The 15,675-nt window shown below is 72.5% G+C and carries 14 protein-coding genes; 11 read left to right on the plus strand and 3 right to left on the minus strand.

Annotated elements, in window-relative coordinates:
* The first annotated feature begins 11 nt into the window (after window positions 1–11).
* The 4 genes from AB0J97_RS09075 to AB0J97_RS09090 all read left to right on the plus strand — a co-directional run bounded on the left by AB0J97_RS09075 (window position 12) and on the right by AB0J97_RS09090 (window position 7,470).
* The gene (locus AB0J97_RS09075) at window positions 12–2,672 is read left to right on the plus strand and encodes a hypothetical protein (RefSeq protein ID WP_364086388.1); all 2,661 of its coding nucleotides are present in this window, start codon (window positions 12–14) and stop codon (window positions 2,670–2,672) included.
* A 321-nt stretch (window positions 2,673–2,993) separates the two neighbouring features.
* Entirely contained in the window at window positions 2,994–3,254 is a 261-nt protein-coding gene (locus AB0J97_RS09080; protein ID WP_020546325.1) for a WhiB family transcriptional regulator, read from the plus strand.
* Between the two features lie 104 nt (window positions 3,255–3,358).
* Window positions 3,359–6,169 (plus strand): glycosyltransferase family 2 protein, encoded by a 2,811-nt coding sequence (locus AB0J97_RS09085; RefSeq protein ID WP_364086391.1) that lies wholly within the window; start codon window positions 3,359–3,361, stop codon window positions 6,167–6,169.
* A complete protein-coding gene (locus AB0J97_RS09090) occupies window positions 6,166–7,470 on the plus strand; it encodes a DUF5719 family protein (protein WP_364086394.1) in 1,305 nt (434 codons plus the stop codon). Before AB0J97_RS09085 ends, AB0J97_RS09090 begins: the two co-directional genes overlap by 4 nt.
* Before the next feature lie 24 nt (window positions 7,471–7,494).
* Here the strand turns inward: AB0J97_RS09090 and AB0J97_RS09095 are convergent, their stop codons facing one another.
* Window positions 7,495–7,854 (minus strand): metallopeptidase family protein, encoded by a 360-nt coding sequence (locus AB0J97_RS09095; RefSeq protein WP_357702700.1) that lies wholly within the window; start codon window positions 7,852–7,854, stop codon window positions 7,495–7,497.
* Between the two features lie 133 nt (window positions 7,855–7,987).
* The gene (locus tag AB0J97_RS09100) at window positions 7,988–8,287 is read right to left on the minus strand and encodes a metalloregulator ArsR/SmtB family transcription factor (RefSeq protein ID WP_357702702.1); all 300 of its coding nucleotides are present in this window, start codon (window positions 8,285–8,287) and stop codon (window positions 7,988–7,990) included.
* Between the two features lie 207 nt (window positions 8,288–8,494).
* Between AB0J97_RS09100 and AB0J97_RS09105 the strand changes: the two genes are divergently transcribed.
* Genes AB0J97_RS09105 through AB0J97_RS09125 form a run of 5 tightly spaced genes read left to right on the plus strand, consistent with a single transcriptional unit; the run spans window position 8,495 to window position 12,499 of the window.
* A complete protein-coding gene (locus AB0J97_RS09105) occupies window positions 8,495–8,863 on the plus strand; it encodes a DUF3499 domain-containing protein (protein ID WP_352323386.1) in 369 nt (122 codons plus the stop codon).
* Between the two features lie 41 nt (window positions 8,864–8,904).
* On the plus strand, window positions 8,905–10,257 hold the full coding sequence (locus AB0J97_RS09110) for a phosphomannomutase/phosphoglucomutase (protein WP_364086398.1): 1,353 nt from the start codon (window positions 8,905–8,907) through the stop codon (window positions 10,255–10,257).
* A complete protein-coding gene (locus AB0J97_RS09115; protein ID WP_352323388.1) occupies window positions 10,254–10,421 on the plus strand; it encodes a Trm112 family protein in 168 nt (55 codons plus the stop codon). Before AB0J97_RS09110 ends, AB0J97_RS09115 begins: the two co-directional genes overlap by 4 nt.
* Window positions 10,418–11,524: an SIS domain-containing protein gene (locus AB0J97_RS09120; RefSeq protein ID WP_364086400.1), complete on the plus strand. Its 1,107-nt coding sequence runs from the start codon at window positions 10,418–10,420 to the stop codon at window positions 11,522–11,524. Before AB0J97_RS09115 ends, AB0J97_RS09120 begins: the two co-directional genes overlap by 4 nt.
* A gap of 48 nt (window positions 11,525–11,572) precedes the next feature.
* Window positions 11,573–12,499 (plus strand): cation diffusion facilitator family transporter, encoded by a 927-nt coding sequence (locus AB0J97_RS09125; RefSeq protein ID WP_357702708.1) that lies wholly within the window; start codon window positions 11,573–11,575, stop codon window positions 12,497–12,499.
* A 3-nt stretch (window positions 12,500–12,502) separates the two neighbouring features.
* On the opposite strand, the gene AB0J97_RS09130 is transcribed toward AB0J97_RS09125, so the two are convergent.
* Complete coding sequence (locus AB0J97_RS09130) at window positions 12,503–12,838, minus strand: MerR family DNA-binding transcriptional regulator (protein ID WP_357702710.1); 336 nt, start codon at window positions 12,836–12,838, stop codon at window positions 12,503–12,505.
* Window positions 12,839–12,940: 102 nt separating this feature from the next.
* Here AB0J97_RS09130 and ahcY point away from each other — a divergent pair, with 102 nt between their 5' ends.
* Both ahcY and AB0J97_RS09140 read left to right on the plus strand, forming a co-directional pair.
* Window positions 12,941–14,368 carry an adenosylhomocysteinase gene (gene ahcY / locus AB0J97_RS09135; protein ID WP_364086403.1) on the plus strand — a complete coding sequence of 476 codons (1,428 nt, stop codon included), beginning with the start codon at window positions 12,941–12,943 and terminating at the stop codon, window positions 14,366–14,368.
* Between the two features lie 65 nt (window positions 14,369–14,433).
* Entirely contained in the window at window positions 14,434–15,669 is a 1,236-nt protein-coding gene (locus tag AB0J97_RS09140; protein ID WP_357702714.1) for an adenosylhomocysteinase, read from the plus strand.
* The last annotated feature ends 6 nt before the right edge of the window (window positions 15,670–15,675 follow it).

Below are 15,675 nucleotides of genomic sequence, written 5' to 3' on the forward strand. Positions count from 1 at the left end.
GGGGGTTACTCATGAGCAAACTCAATGCCGCCCGACTACGGGAGCCGGCAGCCTGGATCATGCTCGTCACCGGGCTGCTGGACGTCGTCCTGACGATCGGCCACATCCTGATCGGCGCGGGCGGCTCGCTCGACGGCGGGTTCGCCGGCCGTGCCGCCGCGAACCTGCCGGGCCTGACCAGCCCGGTCGTGACCGGGCTGTTCGTGGGTGCCGTGCTGCTGGTGACCAGGGCGGGCGAGCGCTCGCCCAAGGCCAGGACCATCGCCTACGGCTCGGCCGCCGGCCTCGGGCTCGCCGCCGTGTTCGGCGCGCTGGCGCTGATTGTCGGGCTGTTCGCCGGAGGCGGCTTCCGCGGGGTGGTCGAGTACGTCCTCACGGGCGTGCCCACGCTCGCGCTGACCGTCGTCGGCCTGGCCTACCTGCTCCCCGAGGTCATGTCCGACCGTTCCGCCATCCCCACCCTCGACGGGTACGGCCGCCCGACCACCCACTACGGCCAGCCGCAGCAGTTCGGCCAGTCCGACCAGCCCCAGTACGGCCGCCCCCAGCAGTTCGGCCAGCCGGACCAGCCCACCTACGGCCAGCCGGACCAGCCCGCTTACGGCCAGTCCGACCAGCCCGGCCACGGCTCCGACCAGCCGTCCCAGCCCGCGTACGCACAGCCGCACGCCGCGCCGACCCCCTACGGCCAGCAGCCCGCGCTCGCGCAGCTCCCCCCGGGCCAGGACGCCCAGTCCGCCGCTCCCGCCCCCCAGCCCGCCTCCTCCGGCTACGCCCCCCAGCCGCCGTCGGGCCAGATCCCCGCAGCTCCGGGCTACGCCCCCCAACCCCCCTCGGGCCAGCAGACCCAGGGCTACGCCCCCCAGCCCCCCTCCTCCGGCTACGAGCCCCAGCCCGCCTCCAACGGGTACGCCCCCCAGCCGCCGTCCGGCCAGCAGTCGACCGTCGCCTTCGGCCAGCAGTCGGCCAACAACCATCAGGACCAGCAGGCGCCCTACGCCCAGCAGGACCAGCAGGCCCCTTACGGCCAGCGGGACCAGCAGTCGGCCTTCGGTCAGCAGGACCAGCAGGCCCCCTTCGGTCAGCAGGACCAGCAGTCGGCTTTCGGTCAGCAGGACCAGCAGTCGGCTTTCGGTCAGCAGCCCGGCTACGGCGCCCAGGCGACGAACCCCGGCGGGCAGCCCGGCGGAGGCTACGGCCACCAGCCCCCGAGCTACGGCGGCCAGTCGGAGCCCTCCGGCTACGGCCAGCCCGAGCCCTCCACCCCCGGCTACGGCCGGCCCGCCCCCGCCGCGCCCGCCTTCGGCCAGTCCGACCCCTCGGGCTACGGCCAGCCCGCGCCCGGCTTCGGCCAGCACGACGCCACCGCCCCCGGCTACGGTCACCAGCCCGAGACCCCCGTCCCGCAGGCGGCCGACGCCCAGTCCCCCTACGCCCCCCAGCCCCCCGGCGCCCAGCCCGCCTACGGCCAGGCCGAGCCCCAGGGCCAGCAGCCCGCCTACGGCCAAGCCGAGCCTCAAGGCCAGCAGTCCGCCTTTGGCCAGGGCGAGGTTCAGGGACAGCCCGCCTACGGCCAGGCCCAGCCTCAAGGCCAGCAGCCCGCCTACGGGCAGCCCGGCCAGACGCCGTTCGGCCAGCCGTCGCAGGGGCCGTCGCAGGGCAGGCAGCCCGAGCCGTACCAGCAGCAGCCCTACCAGCCGGCCAGGGCCGCGCTCCCCGCCGCGTCCACCGACCAGCCCGGACGCCAGCCCGACTCCCCGTTCCCCCCGGCGCCCGAGCGCCCGTACGGCCAGGCCGACCAGCCCTTCGGGCACCCCCAGGGCCCGGCCGGACAGCCGTTCGCACAGCCGGGTACGCAGCCGGGCGCGCAGCAAGACCAGGGCTTCCCGCCGCAGAGCTTCGGCCAGGACCAGGGGTACGCCCCACCGGCCTACACCCCGTCCGAGACGCTCCCCGACTCCGGCTACCAGCCGCCCGCCGGCGAGTACACCCCCGCGCCCTACGTCCCGGCCGACAGCCAGCCCAGCGCGTACGGCCAGGCCGGCTACCCCACCCCCGACAACCCGTACGCCCCGAGGGACGGCTCCCAGAGCACCTTCGGCGACCAGGCGTACCCGAGCGGCGAGACCAGCCCGAGCGTCCCGTACCCGCAGGCGGAGCAGCAGCAGCCGTACCTCGACCGCCAGAGCGCCTTCGACCAGCAGGGCGGCCAGCCGTTCACCGGCTACTCGGGCCACGAGTACGCCACCCCCGCCTACCAGGAGCCGGACCCGCCCGTCGACCCGCGCTCCCAGCAGCTCCTGGACGCCTACCAGCAGGCCGAGACCTACCAGAGCTCGACGGCCGCCTCCGGCACCCAGCCCGACCTGAGGGTCCCCGACTACGGCGGCCAGCCGGCCAGGCCGTACGACGACCCGTTCGGCCACCCGCAGCAGGGTCAGCCGTACCCGCAGCAGCAGAACGCGTACGAGCCCCAGCAGCAGGGCCAGTACGAGCCCCAGACCTACCGCCCCACCCACCAGGCCCCGGCCGGGTGGACCGAGGCGCAGGGCGAGTCGACGATGCGGCTCGACCCCTCGCAGTTCGGGGACGCCCTCGGCGCCCAGAACCGCCCGGGTGACGACCCAATCGACCCAACGGCCATATACACGCCCAACGAGCCACGCAGGTAACGGACCGGCAAACGACGGCTAGAGAGAAGGTGGCCCAAAGGGCGGGCGTCTACCCCGCCCTGCTACGGTTCCGACCGCTGACAGCGTTGAACGAACCGGGTCGAAGCCTTGCTGTGCAGGGGGTCTCGGCCTGGTGCGAACACCACATGCCGAGCACACCGGGGCGAGAGTCGGTCTTTCCCCGGATACCGTCATGCCGCTTGACGTCACGTACGGCACGCGCGTGTAATTACAACCATGTTGTTACGCCTTCCCTTGGGTGGGTAGGAGGAAGGCGTCCATGGGGGGCTCCATTGCGGGCGGGCGGCAGGGAGGTGTGCAGTGACCGATCCGGTCATCGCACAGGATCAGCTTGACGCTGAAGAACTCGGATGGCAGGAGCGTGCGTTGTGCGCGCAGACCGATCCGGAGGCGTTCTTCCCGGAAAAAGGCGGCTCCACCCGAGAAGCCAAGAAGGTCTGTCGATCGTGTGAGGTCCGTGCCGAGTGCTTGGAATACGCACTCGAACACGATGAGCGATTCGGCATCTGGGGTGGGTTGTCGGAGCGGGAGCGCAGACGGATCAAGCGCCAGGCCGTTTAGGGGATATGAGCGAAAGGGTCACGCGGTAGCCCGCGTGACCCTTTTTCGCGTGTGGTCACACCTGTAGGGTGGGCGCGCCTGATCAACGCTGGAGTCGCCCGACCATGACACGTCCCCTCGTCACCGTGATCGTCGTCGCCCATGATGGCGGGCGCTGGCTGGGGGAGACGTTGCGTGCGCTGGCCGGTCAGAGCCGCAGGCCGGAGCGCGTCGCGGGCGTCGACAACGGCAGCAGGGACGGCTCGGGCGACCTGCTCGCGCAGACGCTCGGCCCGTCCAACGTGCTCGCGCTGCCGCGCTCGGCCTCGTTCGGGGACGCGGTGGCGGAGGTGCTGGACAAGCTGCCGCCGTGCGGCCAGAACGAGTGGCTTTGGCTGCTGCACGACGACTGCGCCCCCGACCGGCGGGCGCTGGAGGCCCTGCTCACGGCGGCCGAGCAGGACCCCAAGGCGGCGGTGCTCGGCCCGAAGCTGCGCGACTGGCTCGACCGCAGACGCCTGCTCGAACTGGGCGTGACCGTCGGCCTCACCGGGCGCAGGGACACCGGGCTGGAGCCGCGCGAGTTCGACCAGGGGCAGCACGACGGCACCCGGGAGGTGCTCTCGGTCTCCACGGCGGGCATGCTGGTCCGCCGCGACGTCTGGGAGCGGCTCGGCGGCCTCGACCCGCTGTTCCCGCTCTTCCGCGACGACCTCGACCTGTGCTGGCAGGTACGCAACGCCGGCCACAGGGTGCTGGCGGTGACCTCGGCGGTGGCCTGGCACGCCGAGGCGGCGGCGCGCAGGCGACGGCGGATCACGGTCAGCGGCGACCATCCGCGCAGGCTCGACCGGCGGAACGCGATGTTCGTCATCATGGCGAACCTGCCGTTCCGCGTGATGTTGTGGGCACTCGTCCGGAACCTGGCCGGGTCGGCCCTGCGCACGCTGCTGTTCCTGCTGGGCAAGCAGCCGGCGAACGCGCTGGACGAGATGGTGGCGCTGGGGTCGATCCTGGTGCACCCGTTCCGGCTGCTGAAGGCGCGCAGGGCTCGCCGCGACGGCCGTAAAAAGGGATTTATCCGTATAAAGCGGTTGCTGACGCCGCCGGGAGGCGCCTACCGGCGGCTGACCGACATGGTGCAGAGCTTCCTCGCCGGCGAGACCCCCGTGGACTCCACCGGCCGCCACCACCACCACTCCGCCACCGAGGACGACGAGGCGAGCACACCGGCGGACACCGGCGCGGTCAAGGGCTTCCTCCGGCGTCCGGGCGTCGTCCTCATGCTCGCCCTCGCCGTGATCTCGCTGGTCGCCGAACGGTCGCTGCTCGGCGGCGACCGGCTGGGCGGCGGCGCGCTGGTCCCGGTGACCGGCGGCGCGGGGGACCTGTGGCGGTTCTACACCGAGGGCTTCCACGACATCGGGCTCGGCTCCACCGACTGGGCGCCGCCGTACGTGGCGCTGCTGGCGGTGGCCTCGACGCTGGCGCTGGGCAAGACGTGGCTGGCCGTGTCCGTGCTGCTGCTCGGCTCGGTGCCGCTGGCCGGGGCGTCGGCGTACCTGGCGACCAGGCACATCATCCCGGCGGTGCCCGCGCGGGCCTGGGCGGCGGGGACGTACGCGCTGCTGCCCGTCGCCACCGGCGCGATCGCGGCCGGGCGGCTCGGCACGGCGGTGGTGTTCGTGCTGGTCCCGGTGTACGCCGCGCTCGGCACCACGCTGCTGTCCGGCGAGCGGCGCCGCGCCAGGCGCGCGGCCTGGGCGCTCGGGCTGCTGCTGGCCGTGGGGACCGCGTTCGTCCCGCTGGTGTACCCGCTCTTCGCGGTGCTCGGCGTGCTGGCCGCCGTCGCGTACGGCGGGGTGCGGCGCGGCGTGGTGACCTCCATGGCGGTCGCGCTCGCGGTGCCCGTCGTGCTGCTGTTCCCCTGGCTGGCCGGGCTGGTCGCGGACCCGGGCCGCATCCTGCTGGAGGCGGGCCTGCACGATCCCGCCCTGGTGGAGGCGGGGCTCGCGCCGGAGTCGCTGCTCGCGCTCAGCCCGGGAGGGCCGGGGCTGCCGCCGTTCTGGGTGACGGCCGGGCTGGTGGTGACCGCGCTGGCCGCGCTGCTCATGCGCCGCCAGCGGATGATCGTCGCGATCGGCTGGGGCGTCACGCTGTACGGCGTGCTGGCGGCCATCCTGGTCAGCCGGATCGGCGTCGAAGGGGCGCGGGCCTGGCCCGGCGTGCCGCTGGCGTTCGCGGGGACCGGGCTGCTGGTGCTCGTGGGCCTGACCGCGCACCGGCTGGCCGAGCTGCGGGCCGGCGGCGGGCTGCGCAGACTGGGCGCGACCCTGGTGGTGGCCGCCGCCGTGAGCACGCCGATCCTGGCCGCCGGCTACTGGATGGCGTACGGGGTGCGCGGCCCGCTGACCGGCGACGCGCCCGATACGCTGCCCGCGCTGGCCACCTGGAGCACCCGGCACGGCGAGCGCACGCTGCTGATCAAGGGGCACGCCTTCACCGTGCTGCACGGCCGTACCCCGTTGATCGGCGAGGCCGAGCTGCCGGTCGCGTCCGAAGGCCGTACGAAGGTCGCGGTCGCGGCGCAGGGCCTGGTCGGCGGGCGCGGCGGGACCGACGCGGCGACGCTGGCCGAGCACGGGATCGCCATGGTGGCCGTGGCCGCGCCGGTGCCGCCGGAGCTCGCCAGGTCGCTCGACTCGCAGCCGTCGTTGGAACGCATGAGCCTGTCGGAGGCGGGCGGCCTGTGGCGGCTGGCCGAGCCGGTCACCCGCGTGGCCGCCGAGCCGGCCGACGTCCTGCACACGCCCTGGTTGTGGGCCCAGGGGGCGCTGGCCCTGATCGTGCTGGCCCTGGCCACGCCCGGACGCCGGGAGAGCGGCGCGGTCGAGGGCGTCGAAGCGCCCGTGCCCGCGCCGGCGGGGGTGCGATGAAGGCGTTCGTGGAGAACAGGTTCGGCCTGCTGGTGCTGGTCGTGGTGGCGCTGTCGGCCCTGTACGGCGTCGCGTTCGTCACCCGTCCGGCCCCCGCCCCGGCCAAGGCGGAGGGGCCGAGGAAGGTGGCCGTCGAGTCGGTGACCGCCGTCTGCCCCGGTGCCAAGGGCGCGCAGATGAACGTCTACCTGCCCGGACGCCTGTCCCGCGAGGTCATGAAGAACGCCGAGCCGTACGTGACGAACGGCCCGGGAGCGCTCGAAGCCGGATACACCACCCGGGTGACCTCAGGCGCGGCCCGCGGGCTGTCCGGGGTGCGCTGCACCGAGCCGGCGCAGGCCGCCTGGCTGGTCGGCCCCGGTCCCGCGGTGGCCGACGTGGTCCTGCACCTCACCAACGCCGACAAGGCCCCGGCCCAGGCCGACGTCGAGGTGTACGCGGCCGAGGGCCTGGTCTCCGGCGACAAGGGCCGCGGCCTGGAGCTCGCGCCGGGCGAGCACAAGGAGATCGACCTCAGGACGCTCGCGCCCTCGGCGGACGTCATGGCCGTCGGCGTCACCACCGTCTTCGGCCGACTGGCGGTGGCGGCCAGGGCGTCGATGCAGGCCGGCGGCGTGGACTGGCTGCCGCTCGCCGCGCCCCCGGCCACCCGCGTGGTGGTGCCCGGCATCCCCGGCGGCGGCGGCAGGCGCGAGCTGCTGGTCGCCGCCCCCGGCGAGAACGACGTGTCGGTGCAGGTCAAGGCGGTCAGCCAGGACGCCGAGTACGCGATGAAGGGCCGCGAGACCATCGACGTGCCGGCGGGCAGCGTGGTCGCGATGGACGTGACCACCGGGATCGGCGGCGAGTCGGCCGCGCTCGTGCTCACCGCGCCGGAGCCGATCGTGGCCGGGCTCGTCGTCGCCGGCACCGGCGTGCGGCAGGACGTGGCGTTCACGGCGGGCACGCCCCCGCTCGACCTGGGCAGCGCGGTCGCGGGCAACGGGCCCGGCACGCGGCTGCTGTTCACCGCGCTCGGCGGTCCCGGCGAGGTCCGGGTGCAGGAGGTGCCGGTGAAGGGCGAGCCGGGCAGGCCGTACGACGTGGCGGTGCCCGCCGGGCGGACCAAGGAGGTGCGGCTGCGCGGCAAGGGCGAGTTCGCCGTGGTCGTCACGCCCGTGTCGGGCCAGGTCTACGGCGGCCGGGTCATCGAGGAGCGGCAGAAGGACGGGCTGCTCGTCACGGCCCAGCCGCTCGCGCCCGCGCGCATGTGGACGATGCTGCCCGCGCTGACCGACAGCCCCCTCGCCGTGCTGCCCTGACCCGGGTCACCCGGGCCGGACGGGTCAGCGGCGGTCGTCGTAGCCCGGGTCGACGGTCTCAGGGGCGAGGCCGAGCAGCGTGGCGACCTGCTCGACCACCGTGTCGTGCACCATCGCGCCCAGGGTGTCGCGGTCGCGGGCACGGGCCTCCAGCGGGCGGCGGTAGATCACCACGGAGGCGGGCGACTGGCCGCTGGCCGCGTCGGCGCGGCCGAACGGGATGGGCTCGGTGCCCATGCTCGGGCCGTCGCCCAGCTCGTTGAGCGGCGGCACCTCCTCGACCGCGAACTCCACGGCCGACAGCTGTTTGTCCCATCGCGGCCGGAGCCGGTCGACGGCGTCGAGCACGAGGTCGTCGAAGCGCTCGCTGCGGGAACGGGCCATGGGGACGTGGGAGGGGGCGAGGGGGCCGCGCAGGCCACGACCGTGGCGATCGCGCCGTCTGGGACCGCGCTTTGGAGTCACCGACCAAGTGTAAGGGCACCCGCCCGCGAACCCCCGGAACCCCCGCCCCGCGTCATCGCGGTCCGGAGCGGGGGTCGAGGAACTCGCGGTACTGCTCCATCCACGTCAGCACGTCGCGCAGCGGCTCGGGACGCAGCCGGCACGGGCGCCACTGCGCCTGCCGGCCCTGCTCCACGAGCCCCGCGCGGGCCAGCACCTTCACGTGCTTCGAGACGGCCGGCAGCGTGAGGTCGAACGGTTCGGCCAGCTCGCCGACGGTCGCCTCGCCCTCGGTCAGCCGGGCGAGCATCGCCCGCCGCGTCGGGTCGGCGAGGGCCGCGAAGACGGCGTTCAGCTGATCGTCCCGGCTCATCACTTTCCTTGGTGGTTAATTAACCGATGGAGAAAGTACAAGGCGACCGGTGTGGCGTCAACGGCGACGGGGCAAGGTTGTCCCTCAGGCGCGCGCATCGGTGCATGTGGGTGGAAAGCCTGCGACAGGTGTCCGAATTGTGGCGACACGCTCGTTAAGAGCGCTCAGATAGTGGCGCCTCGCACTCTTAGCAGATACGGTCCCTCCGTGAGCCCCGTCCGCCGCTGTTCCCGCACCGCTTGCAGCCAGCCTGCCGTCTTCACGCTCACGTACGTATACGCCGACTCGACCGCAGTTCTCGGCCCTCTGGCGACGTACGCCGAGCCACACTGTTACGACCTGTGCGCCGAACACGCCGAGCGGCTGACCGCTCCCCGCGGCTGGGAGGTCGTCCGGCTCCCCACCGACGGCAACTCCCCCAGCTCGGACGACCTGGAGGCGCTGGCCAACGCGGTCAGGGAGGCCGCCAGGCCCACACCGTCCGGCAGCGGCGAGCCGGTCGGCCAAGGGGTCGAGGTCGGGCGCAGGGGCCACCTGCGCGTTCTTCGGTCGGCCCAGCAGCACCGCGACCGGTAGGCTCGTTTCACACGACAAACGACCTAGGGCGGAGCTGAAGAGTGGGCGACCTCGCCAAGATCTTCAAGGCGTACGACGTTCGCGGGGTGGTTCCCGGCGAGCTCGACGAGCCGATCGCCGAGGCCGTGGGGGCGGCGTTCGTCGAGGTGACCGGGGCCGTGTCCGTCGTCGTCGCCCATGACATGCGCGAGTCGTCCGTGCCGCTGGCCGAGGCGTTCGTCAGGGGCGCCCGCTCGCGCGGGGCCGACGTCGTGTTCGCCGGGCTGGGCTCCACCGACCTGCTCTACTACGCCAGCGGCAGCCTGGGCCTGCCCGGCGTGATGTTCACCGCCAGCCACAACCCGGCCCAGTACAACGGCATGAAGATGTGCCGCGGCGGCGCGGTGCCGATCGGCGGCGAGACCGGGCTGAGCGAGATCCGCGACCGCGCGGCCGAGCTGGTGGGCGCCGCCACCGCCGCCCCGACCGGGTCGCTGATCGAGAAGGACCTGCTGTCCGGCTACGCCCACCACCTGCGCTCCCTCGTCGACCTGTCGGCGATCCGGCCGCTCAAGGTCGTCGTCGACGCGGGCAACGGCATGGCCGGCCACACGGTCCCGGCCGTGTTCGAGGGCCTGCCGCTGGAGCTGGTCCCGCTCTACTTCGAGCTCGACGGCGACTTCCCCAACCACGAGGCCAACCCGCTGGAGCCGCAGAACCTCCTCGACCTGCAGCGGGCCGTCGTCGAGAGCGGCGCCGACCTGGGCCTCGCCTTCGACGGCGACGCCGACCGCTGCTGGGTGATCGACGAGCGCGGCGCGTCCGTCTCGCCGTCGGCCGTCACGGCCCTGGTGGCCACCCGCGAGCTGGCCAAAGACCCCGGCGGCACGATCATCCACAACGTGATCACCTCGCTCGGCGTGCCCGAGATCGTCCGCGAGCACGGCGGCGAGCCCGTGCGCACGCGCGTCGGCCACTCCTTCATCAAGGCGGAGATGGCCCGCACCGGCGCGATCTTCGGCGGCGAGCACTCGGCCCACTACTACTTCCGCGACTTCTGGTTCGCCGACTCGGGCCTGCTCGCCGCGATGCACGTGCTGGCCGCGCTGGGCGAGCAGGACCGCCCGCTGTCGCAGGTGGTGGCGGCCTACTCCCGCTACCACGCCTCCGGCGAGCTCAACAGCGCGGTCGCCGACCAGGGCGAGGCGCTGGCGCTCGTGCGCGCGGCCTTCGCGGGCCGCGGCGAGGTCGACGAGCTCGACGGCCTGACGATCACCGGCCCCGACTGGTGGTTCAACCTGCGCGCGTCCAACACCGAGCCGCTCCTCAGGCTGAACGCCGAGGCGGCCGACGAGAGCAAGATGAAGGCGATCAAGGACGAGGTCCTCGCCATCGTGGGAAGGGTGTCACTGTGAAGATCGACGACTGGCTGCTGGAGATCCTGGCCTGCCCGGCCTGCAAGGCGCCGCTGCGCGCCGAGGCCGAGACCGAGGAACTGGTCTGCACGGACTGCGGTCTGATCTACCCCGTGCGCGACGACATCCCCGTCCTGCTGGTCGATGAGGCAAGGAAGCCGTGACCTGGGAGCCCGGGCGGCTCGATGACCAGCATCACCTCACCGAGGCCGATCCGGGCGGCATGCTGCTCGCGGTCGCGGCCTCGGCCGCCCAGGTGCGCACGGGTCGCCGTGCCGCGGTCGAGGCCGGCGTCGACCGGCTGGTCGGCCAGGGCCGCCCGCGGGCCGTCGTGGTCGCGGGCATGGGCACGGCGGGCCTGACCGGCGACATCCTCGCGGCGGTGTGCGGCAACGGCGTGCCGCTGCCGATCATGACGCTGCGGTCCTACCAGCTCCCGGGCTGGATCGGCGCGACCGACCTGGTCATCGCCGTCTCCGCCACCGGCGACGAGGAGGAGACGGTCTCCCTCGCCGTCCAGGCCGTCCGGCGGGGGTGCGGGCTGCTGGCCGTGTGCCCGCCGGGCTCGCCGCTGGAGGCCGTGGCCGTGCAGGCGTCGGCGATCCACGTCCCGGTGCGGCCCGACGGTCCGCCCAGGGCCGCCCTGTGGCTGCTGACGATCCCGGTGATCGTGGCCGCGTCCGCGCTCGGGCTGGTCACGGCAGGGCCCGAGGTGTTCGAGCGGGTGGCCGCGACCCTTGAGGACATCGCCAACCGCTGCCGTCCCTCCAGCGAGTCCTTCGTCAACCCGGGCAAGTCCCTCGCCATGGATCTGGCCGAGAGCATCCCGATGATCTGGGGTTCCTCGCCCGTGGCCCGTGCCGCGGCGTACCGGCTGGCCTGCCAGCTCAACGAGACCGGCAAGTACCCCGCCGTCTTCGGCGAGCTGCCCGAGGCGGGCCACAACCAGGTGGCCGCCCTGGAGGGGCCGCTGGCCGAGCGGGACATCTTCGCCGACACGGCCGGGCCGACGCTCAGGCTCGTCATGCTGCGCGACGTCGAGGAGCATCCTCAGGTGACGCGGCAGCGCGAGGCGTCGCTGCGGCTCGCGCGCGACCGGGACGTGCCGGTCAGCGAGCTGGCCGCGGAGGGGCTGCATCCGCTCGAACGGCTGGCCGCGCTCGTCGGCCTGGCGGACTACGCCGCCACCTACCTGGCCCTCGGCTACGCGCTCGATCCGACGCCTGTGGCCACGATCACTGAGCTTCGGGCAAGGGTTTCGCAATAGGATCCCATGTCAGGTCCATGCAGGTGATCTTATGAGCGGAGACGACCGGTGAGCGCGAGTGGTGGCACCAAGGCAATCATTGCGGCGCTGAGCGCCAACCTGGCGATCGCGGTGGCGAAGTTCGTGGCGGCGTTCTTCACCGGGTCGTCCTCGATGCTGGCCGAGGGCATCCACTCCGTCGCCGACTCGGGCAACCAGCTCCTGCTCCTGATCGGCGGCAAACGGGCCCAGCGGGCCAGCGACAAGGCCCATCCCTTCGGCTACGGGCGCGAGCGGTACTTCTACGCGTTCGTGGTCGCCGTCGTGCTGTTCACCATCGGCGCGGTCTTCTCGATCTACGAGGGCTGGCACAAGATCTCCTCGCCGGCCGAGGTCGATGCGCCGATCTGGGCGTTCGCGGTGCTGATCTTCGCGATCATCGCCGAGGGCTTCTCGTTCCGTACGGCGGTCAAGGAGTCCAACCCGCTGCGCGGCAAGCAGTCGTGGTTCGCCTTCATCCGCCGTTCCAAGTCGCCCGAGCTGCCCGTCATCCTGCTGGAGGACCTGGGCGCGCTGCTCGGCCTGGTCTTCGCGCTGTTCGGCGTGACGATGGCCGTCGTCACCGGCGACGGCGTCTGGGACGGCATCGGCACCCTCATGATCGGCGTGCTGCTGGCCGTCATCGCGATCGTGCTGGCCGTCGAGACCAAGTCGCTGCTGCTCGGCGAGGGCGCGTCGCCCGAGGTCGAGGAGCAGATCCGGGTCGCGCTGGAGGGCGCCCCCGAGGTGACCAGGATCATCCACATGCGCACGCTGCACCTCGGCCCCGAGGAGCTGCTGGTGGCGGCCAAGATCGCGGTCGCGCACGACGACACGGCCGGCGAGGTGGCCCGCGGCATCGACGAGGCCGAGCGACGCATCCGCGACGCCGTGCCGATCGCGCGGGTGATCTACCTGGAGCCCGACCTCGACCGGCTGCGTACGACGGCCGGCTGACGCTCAGCCCCGGGGCCGCAGCAGCCTCAGGGCCTTCTCCTTCTCGAAGTCCAGGGCCCTGCGCGGTACCTGGATGCGGCCGATGCGCACGCCCAGCTCGCGCACGGCCGCGGCCACCTGGGGCTCGCTCAGCACGCGCAACGCGAAGGCCAGCTCGGCGGGCGAGACGTCGAACCGCTTCTCCAGCTCCACCCCCTGGGCCACGGCGGCGAGTTCGTCAGGACCGAATCTGCGGTGCGCACCGCGCTCCCGGACGGGCGGCAGCAGGCCCAGAGCCTCCCGGTATCGGAGCATTCGTGGGGACATGCCGAGCCGCTTGGCTGCTTCCGTGATGCGCATCCTTACATTCTTACGTCAGTTTCGCCGTCTCGGAGATGCGAGGCCGCCCGAGCGCCGCCTAAACTCGTCCGCGACACCAATCGTGACGCGAGGGGAATCCCGATGGACTTCAAGGTCGCCGACCTTTCACTTGCCGACTTCGGCCGCAAGGAAATCCGGCTCGCCGAGCACGAGATGCCCGGCCTCATGGCGATGCGCAAGGAATACGCGGCCTCCCAGCCCCTCCGCGGCGCGAAGATCATGGGCTCCCTGCACATGACGATCCAGACGGCCGTGCTCATCGAGACGCTGGTCGCGCTCGGCGCCGAGGTCCGCTGGGTGAGCTGCAACATCTTCTCCACCCAGGACCACGCCGCCGCCGCGGTCGTCGTAGGCCCCGGCGGCACCCCGGAGGACCCGAAGGGCGTCCCCGTGTTCGCCTGGAAGGGCGAGACGCTGGAGGAGTACTGGTGGTGCACCGAGCAGGCCCTCACCTGGCCGAACGGTGACGCCCCCAACATGATCCTCGACGACGGCGGCGACGCCACGCTCCTCGTCCACAAGGGCGCCGAGTACGAGAAGGCCGGGGCCGTGCCCCCCGCCGGCGCCGACGACCCGGAGGAGTGGCACGTCATCATCGACCTGCTCACCCGCACGGTCGGCGAGGACAAGCGCTGGACCCGCATCGCCGAGAGCATCAAGGGCGTGACGGAGGAGACCACCACCGGCGTGCACCGTCTCTACGAGATGCACAAGAACGGCCAGCTCCTCTTCCCGGCGATCAACGTCAACGACTCGGTCACCAAGTCGAAGTTCGACAACAAGTACGGCTGCCGCCACTCCGTCATCGACGGCCTCAACCGCGCCACCGACGTGCTCATCGGCGGCAAGGTGGCCGTGGTCTGCGGCTACGGCGACGTCGGCAAGGGCTGCGCCGACGCGCTGCGCGGCCAGGGCGCCCGGGTCATCGTCACCGAGATCGACCCGATCTGCGCCCTCCAGGCGGCCATGGACGGCTTCCAGGTCACCACGCTGGAGGAGGTCGTCGGCATCGCCGACATCTTCGTGACCACCACCGGCAACTTCAACATCATCACCGCCGCGCACATGGCGCAGATGAAGCACCAGGCGATCGTGTCCAACATCGGCCACTTCGACAACGAGATCGACATGGCCGGCCTGGCCAAGCAGCCCGGCATCGTGAAGAACAACATCAAGCCGCAGGTCGACGAGTGGGTCTTCGCCGACGGTCACTCGATCATCGTGCTGGCCGAGGGCCGCCTGATGAACCTGGGCTGCGCCACCGGCCACCCCAGCTTCGTCATGTCCAACTCCTTCACCAACCAGGTGATCGCGCAGATCGAGCTGTTCACCAAGACGGCCGAATACCCGACCGGCGTCTACACGCTGCCCAAGCACCTCGACGAGAAGGTCGCCCGCCTTCACCTCGACGCGCTCGGCGTCAAGCTCACCGAGCTGACCAAGGAGCAGGCGGCCTACATCGGCGTGCACGTCGAGGGCCCGTACAAGTCCGACCACTACCGCTACTGATCCGCAGGGCGGCTCCGGGAGGGCCTGGTCCCTCCCGGAGCCGCTTCTTTCGCGAGGGGCTGGGCATGGATCTCTGGGAAAGCGGCGAGCGGCAGATCTCCTGGGCGGCGCGCTCGATGCCGGTGCTGACCGCCATCGGCGAGCGGTTCGCGCTCGAACGGCCGCTCGACGGGCTGAAGATCGCGGCCTGCCTCCACGTCACGGCCGAGACGGCCGTGCTCATGGGCGCGTTGAAGGCGGGCGGCGCCGAGATCGCGCTGGCCGCCTCCAATCCGCTGTCCACCCAGGACGACGTGGCCGAGGCCCTGCGCGCGTACGGGATCGCCGTGCACGCCCGTGCCGGGGTCGATCGCGCCACCTACTACCTGCACATCCACCGGGCCCTCGACCTCGGGCCCGACCTCGTGCTGGACGACGGCTGCGACCTGGTGAACATCCTGCACACCGAGCGCACCGACCTGCTGGACGGTGTGAGCGGCGGCTGCGAGGAGACCACGACCGGCATCATCCGGCTGCGGCAGATGGCGGCCGAGCAGGCGTTGCGGTTCCCGGTCGTGGCCGTCAACGACACCCGTACGAAGCGCATGTTCGACAACCGGTACGGCACCGGGCAGTCCACGCTCGACGGGATCATGCGGGCCACCAACACCATGCTCGCCGGCCGTACGGTCGTGGTGGCCGGGTTCGGGTTCTGCGGGCGCGGCGTGGCCGAGCGGGCCAAGGGGCTCGGCGCCCGGGTCATCGTCACCGAGATCGACGCGGTCAAGGCCCTCGACGCCACCCTCCAGGGCTACGAGGTGCGTCCCATGGCCCAGGCGGCGATGGTCGGCGACCTGTTCGTCACCGTGACGGGCAACCGGGACGTCATCAGGGCCGAGCACCTGTCGGTCATGAAGGACGGCGCGATCCTGGCCAACGCCGGCCACTTCGACGTGGAGATCGACGTACGGGCCCTCGACGAGATGGCGCACGAGGTGCACCGGGGGGTGCGCCCGAACACCGACGAGTACGTCATGCCCGACGGCAGCCGACTGCTGCTGCTGGCCGAGGGCCGTCTGGTCAACCTGACCGCCGCCGAGGGGCATCCGGCGGCCGTCATGGACATGTCGTTCTCCGCGCAGGCGCTGGCCGTGGCCTGGCTGGCGGGGCAGCGGGCGGGCCTGACGCCCGGCGTGTACGACGTGCCGGAGGAGATCGACCACGAGGTGGCCAAGCTCAAGCTGGCCGCCGCCGGCATCGGCATCGACACGCTGACCCCCGAGCAGGAGGACTACCTCCACTCCTGGCGGGTCGGCTCCTGACGGGCT

The organism is Nonomuraea sp. NPDC049607 (genome assembly GCF_040675375.1).
Lineage (GTDB): Bacteria > Actinomycetota > Actinomycetes > Streptosporangiales > Streptosporangiaceae > Nonomuraea.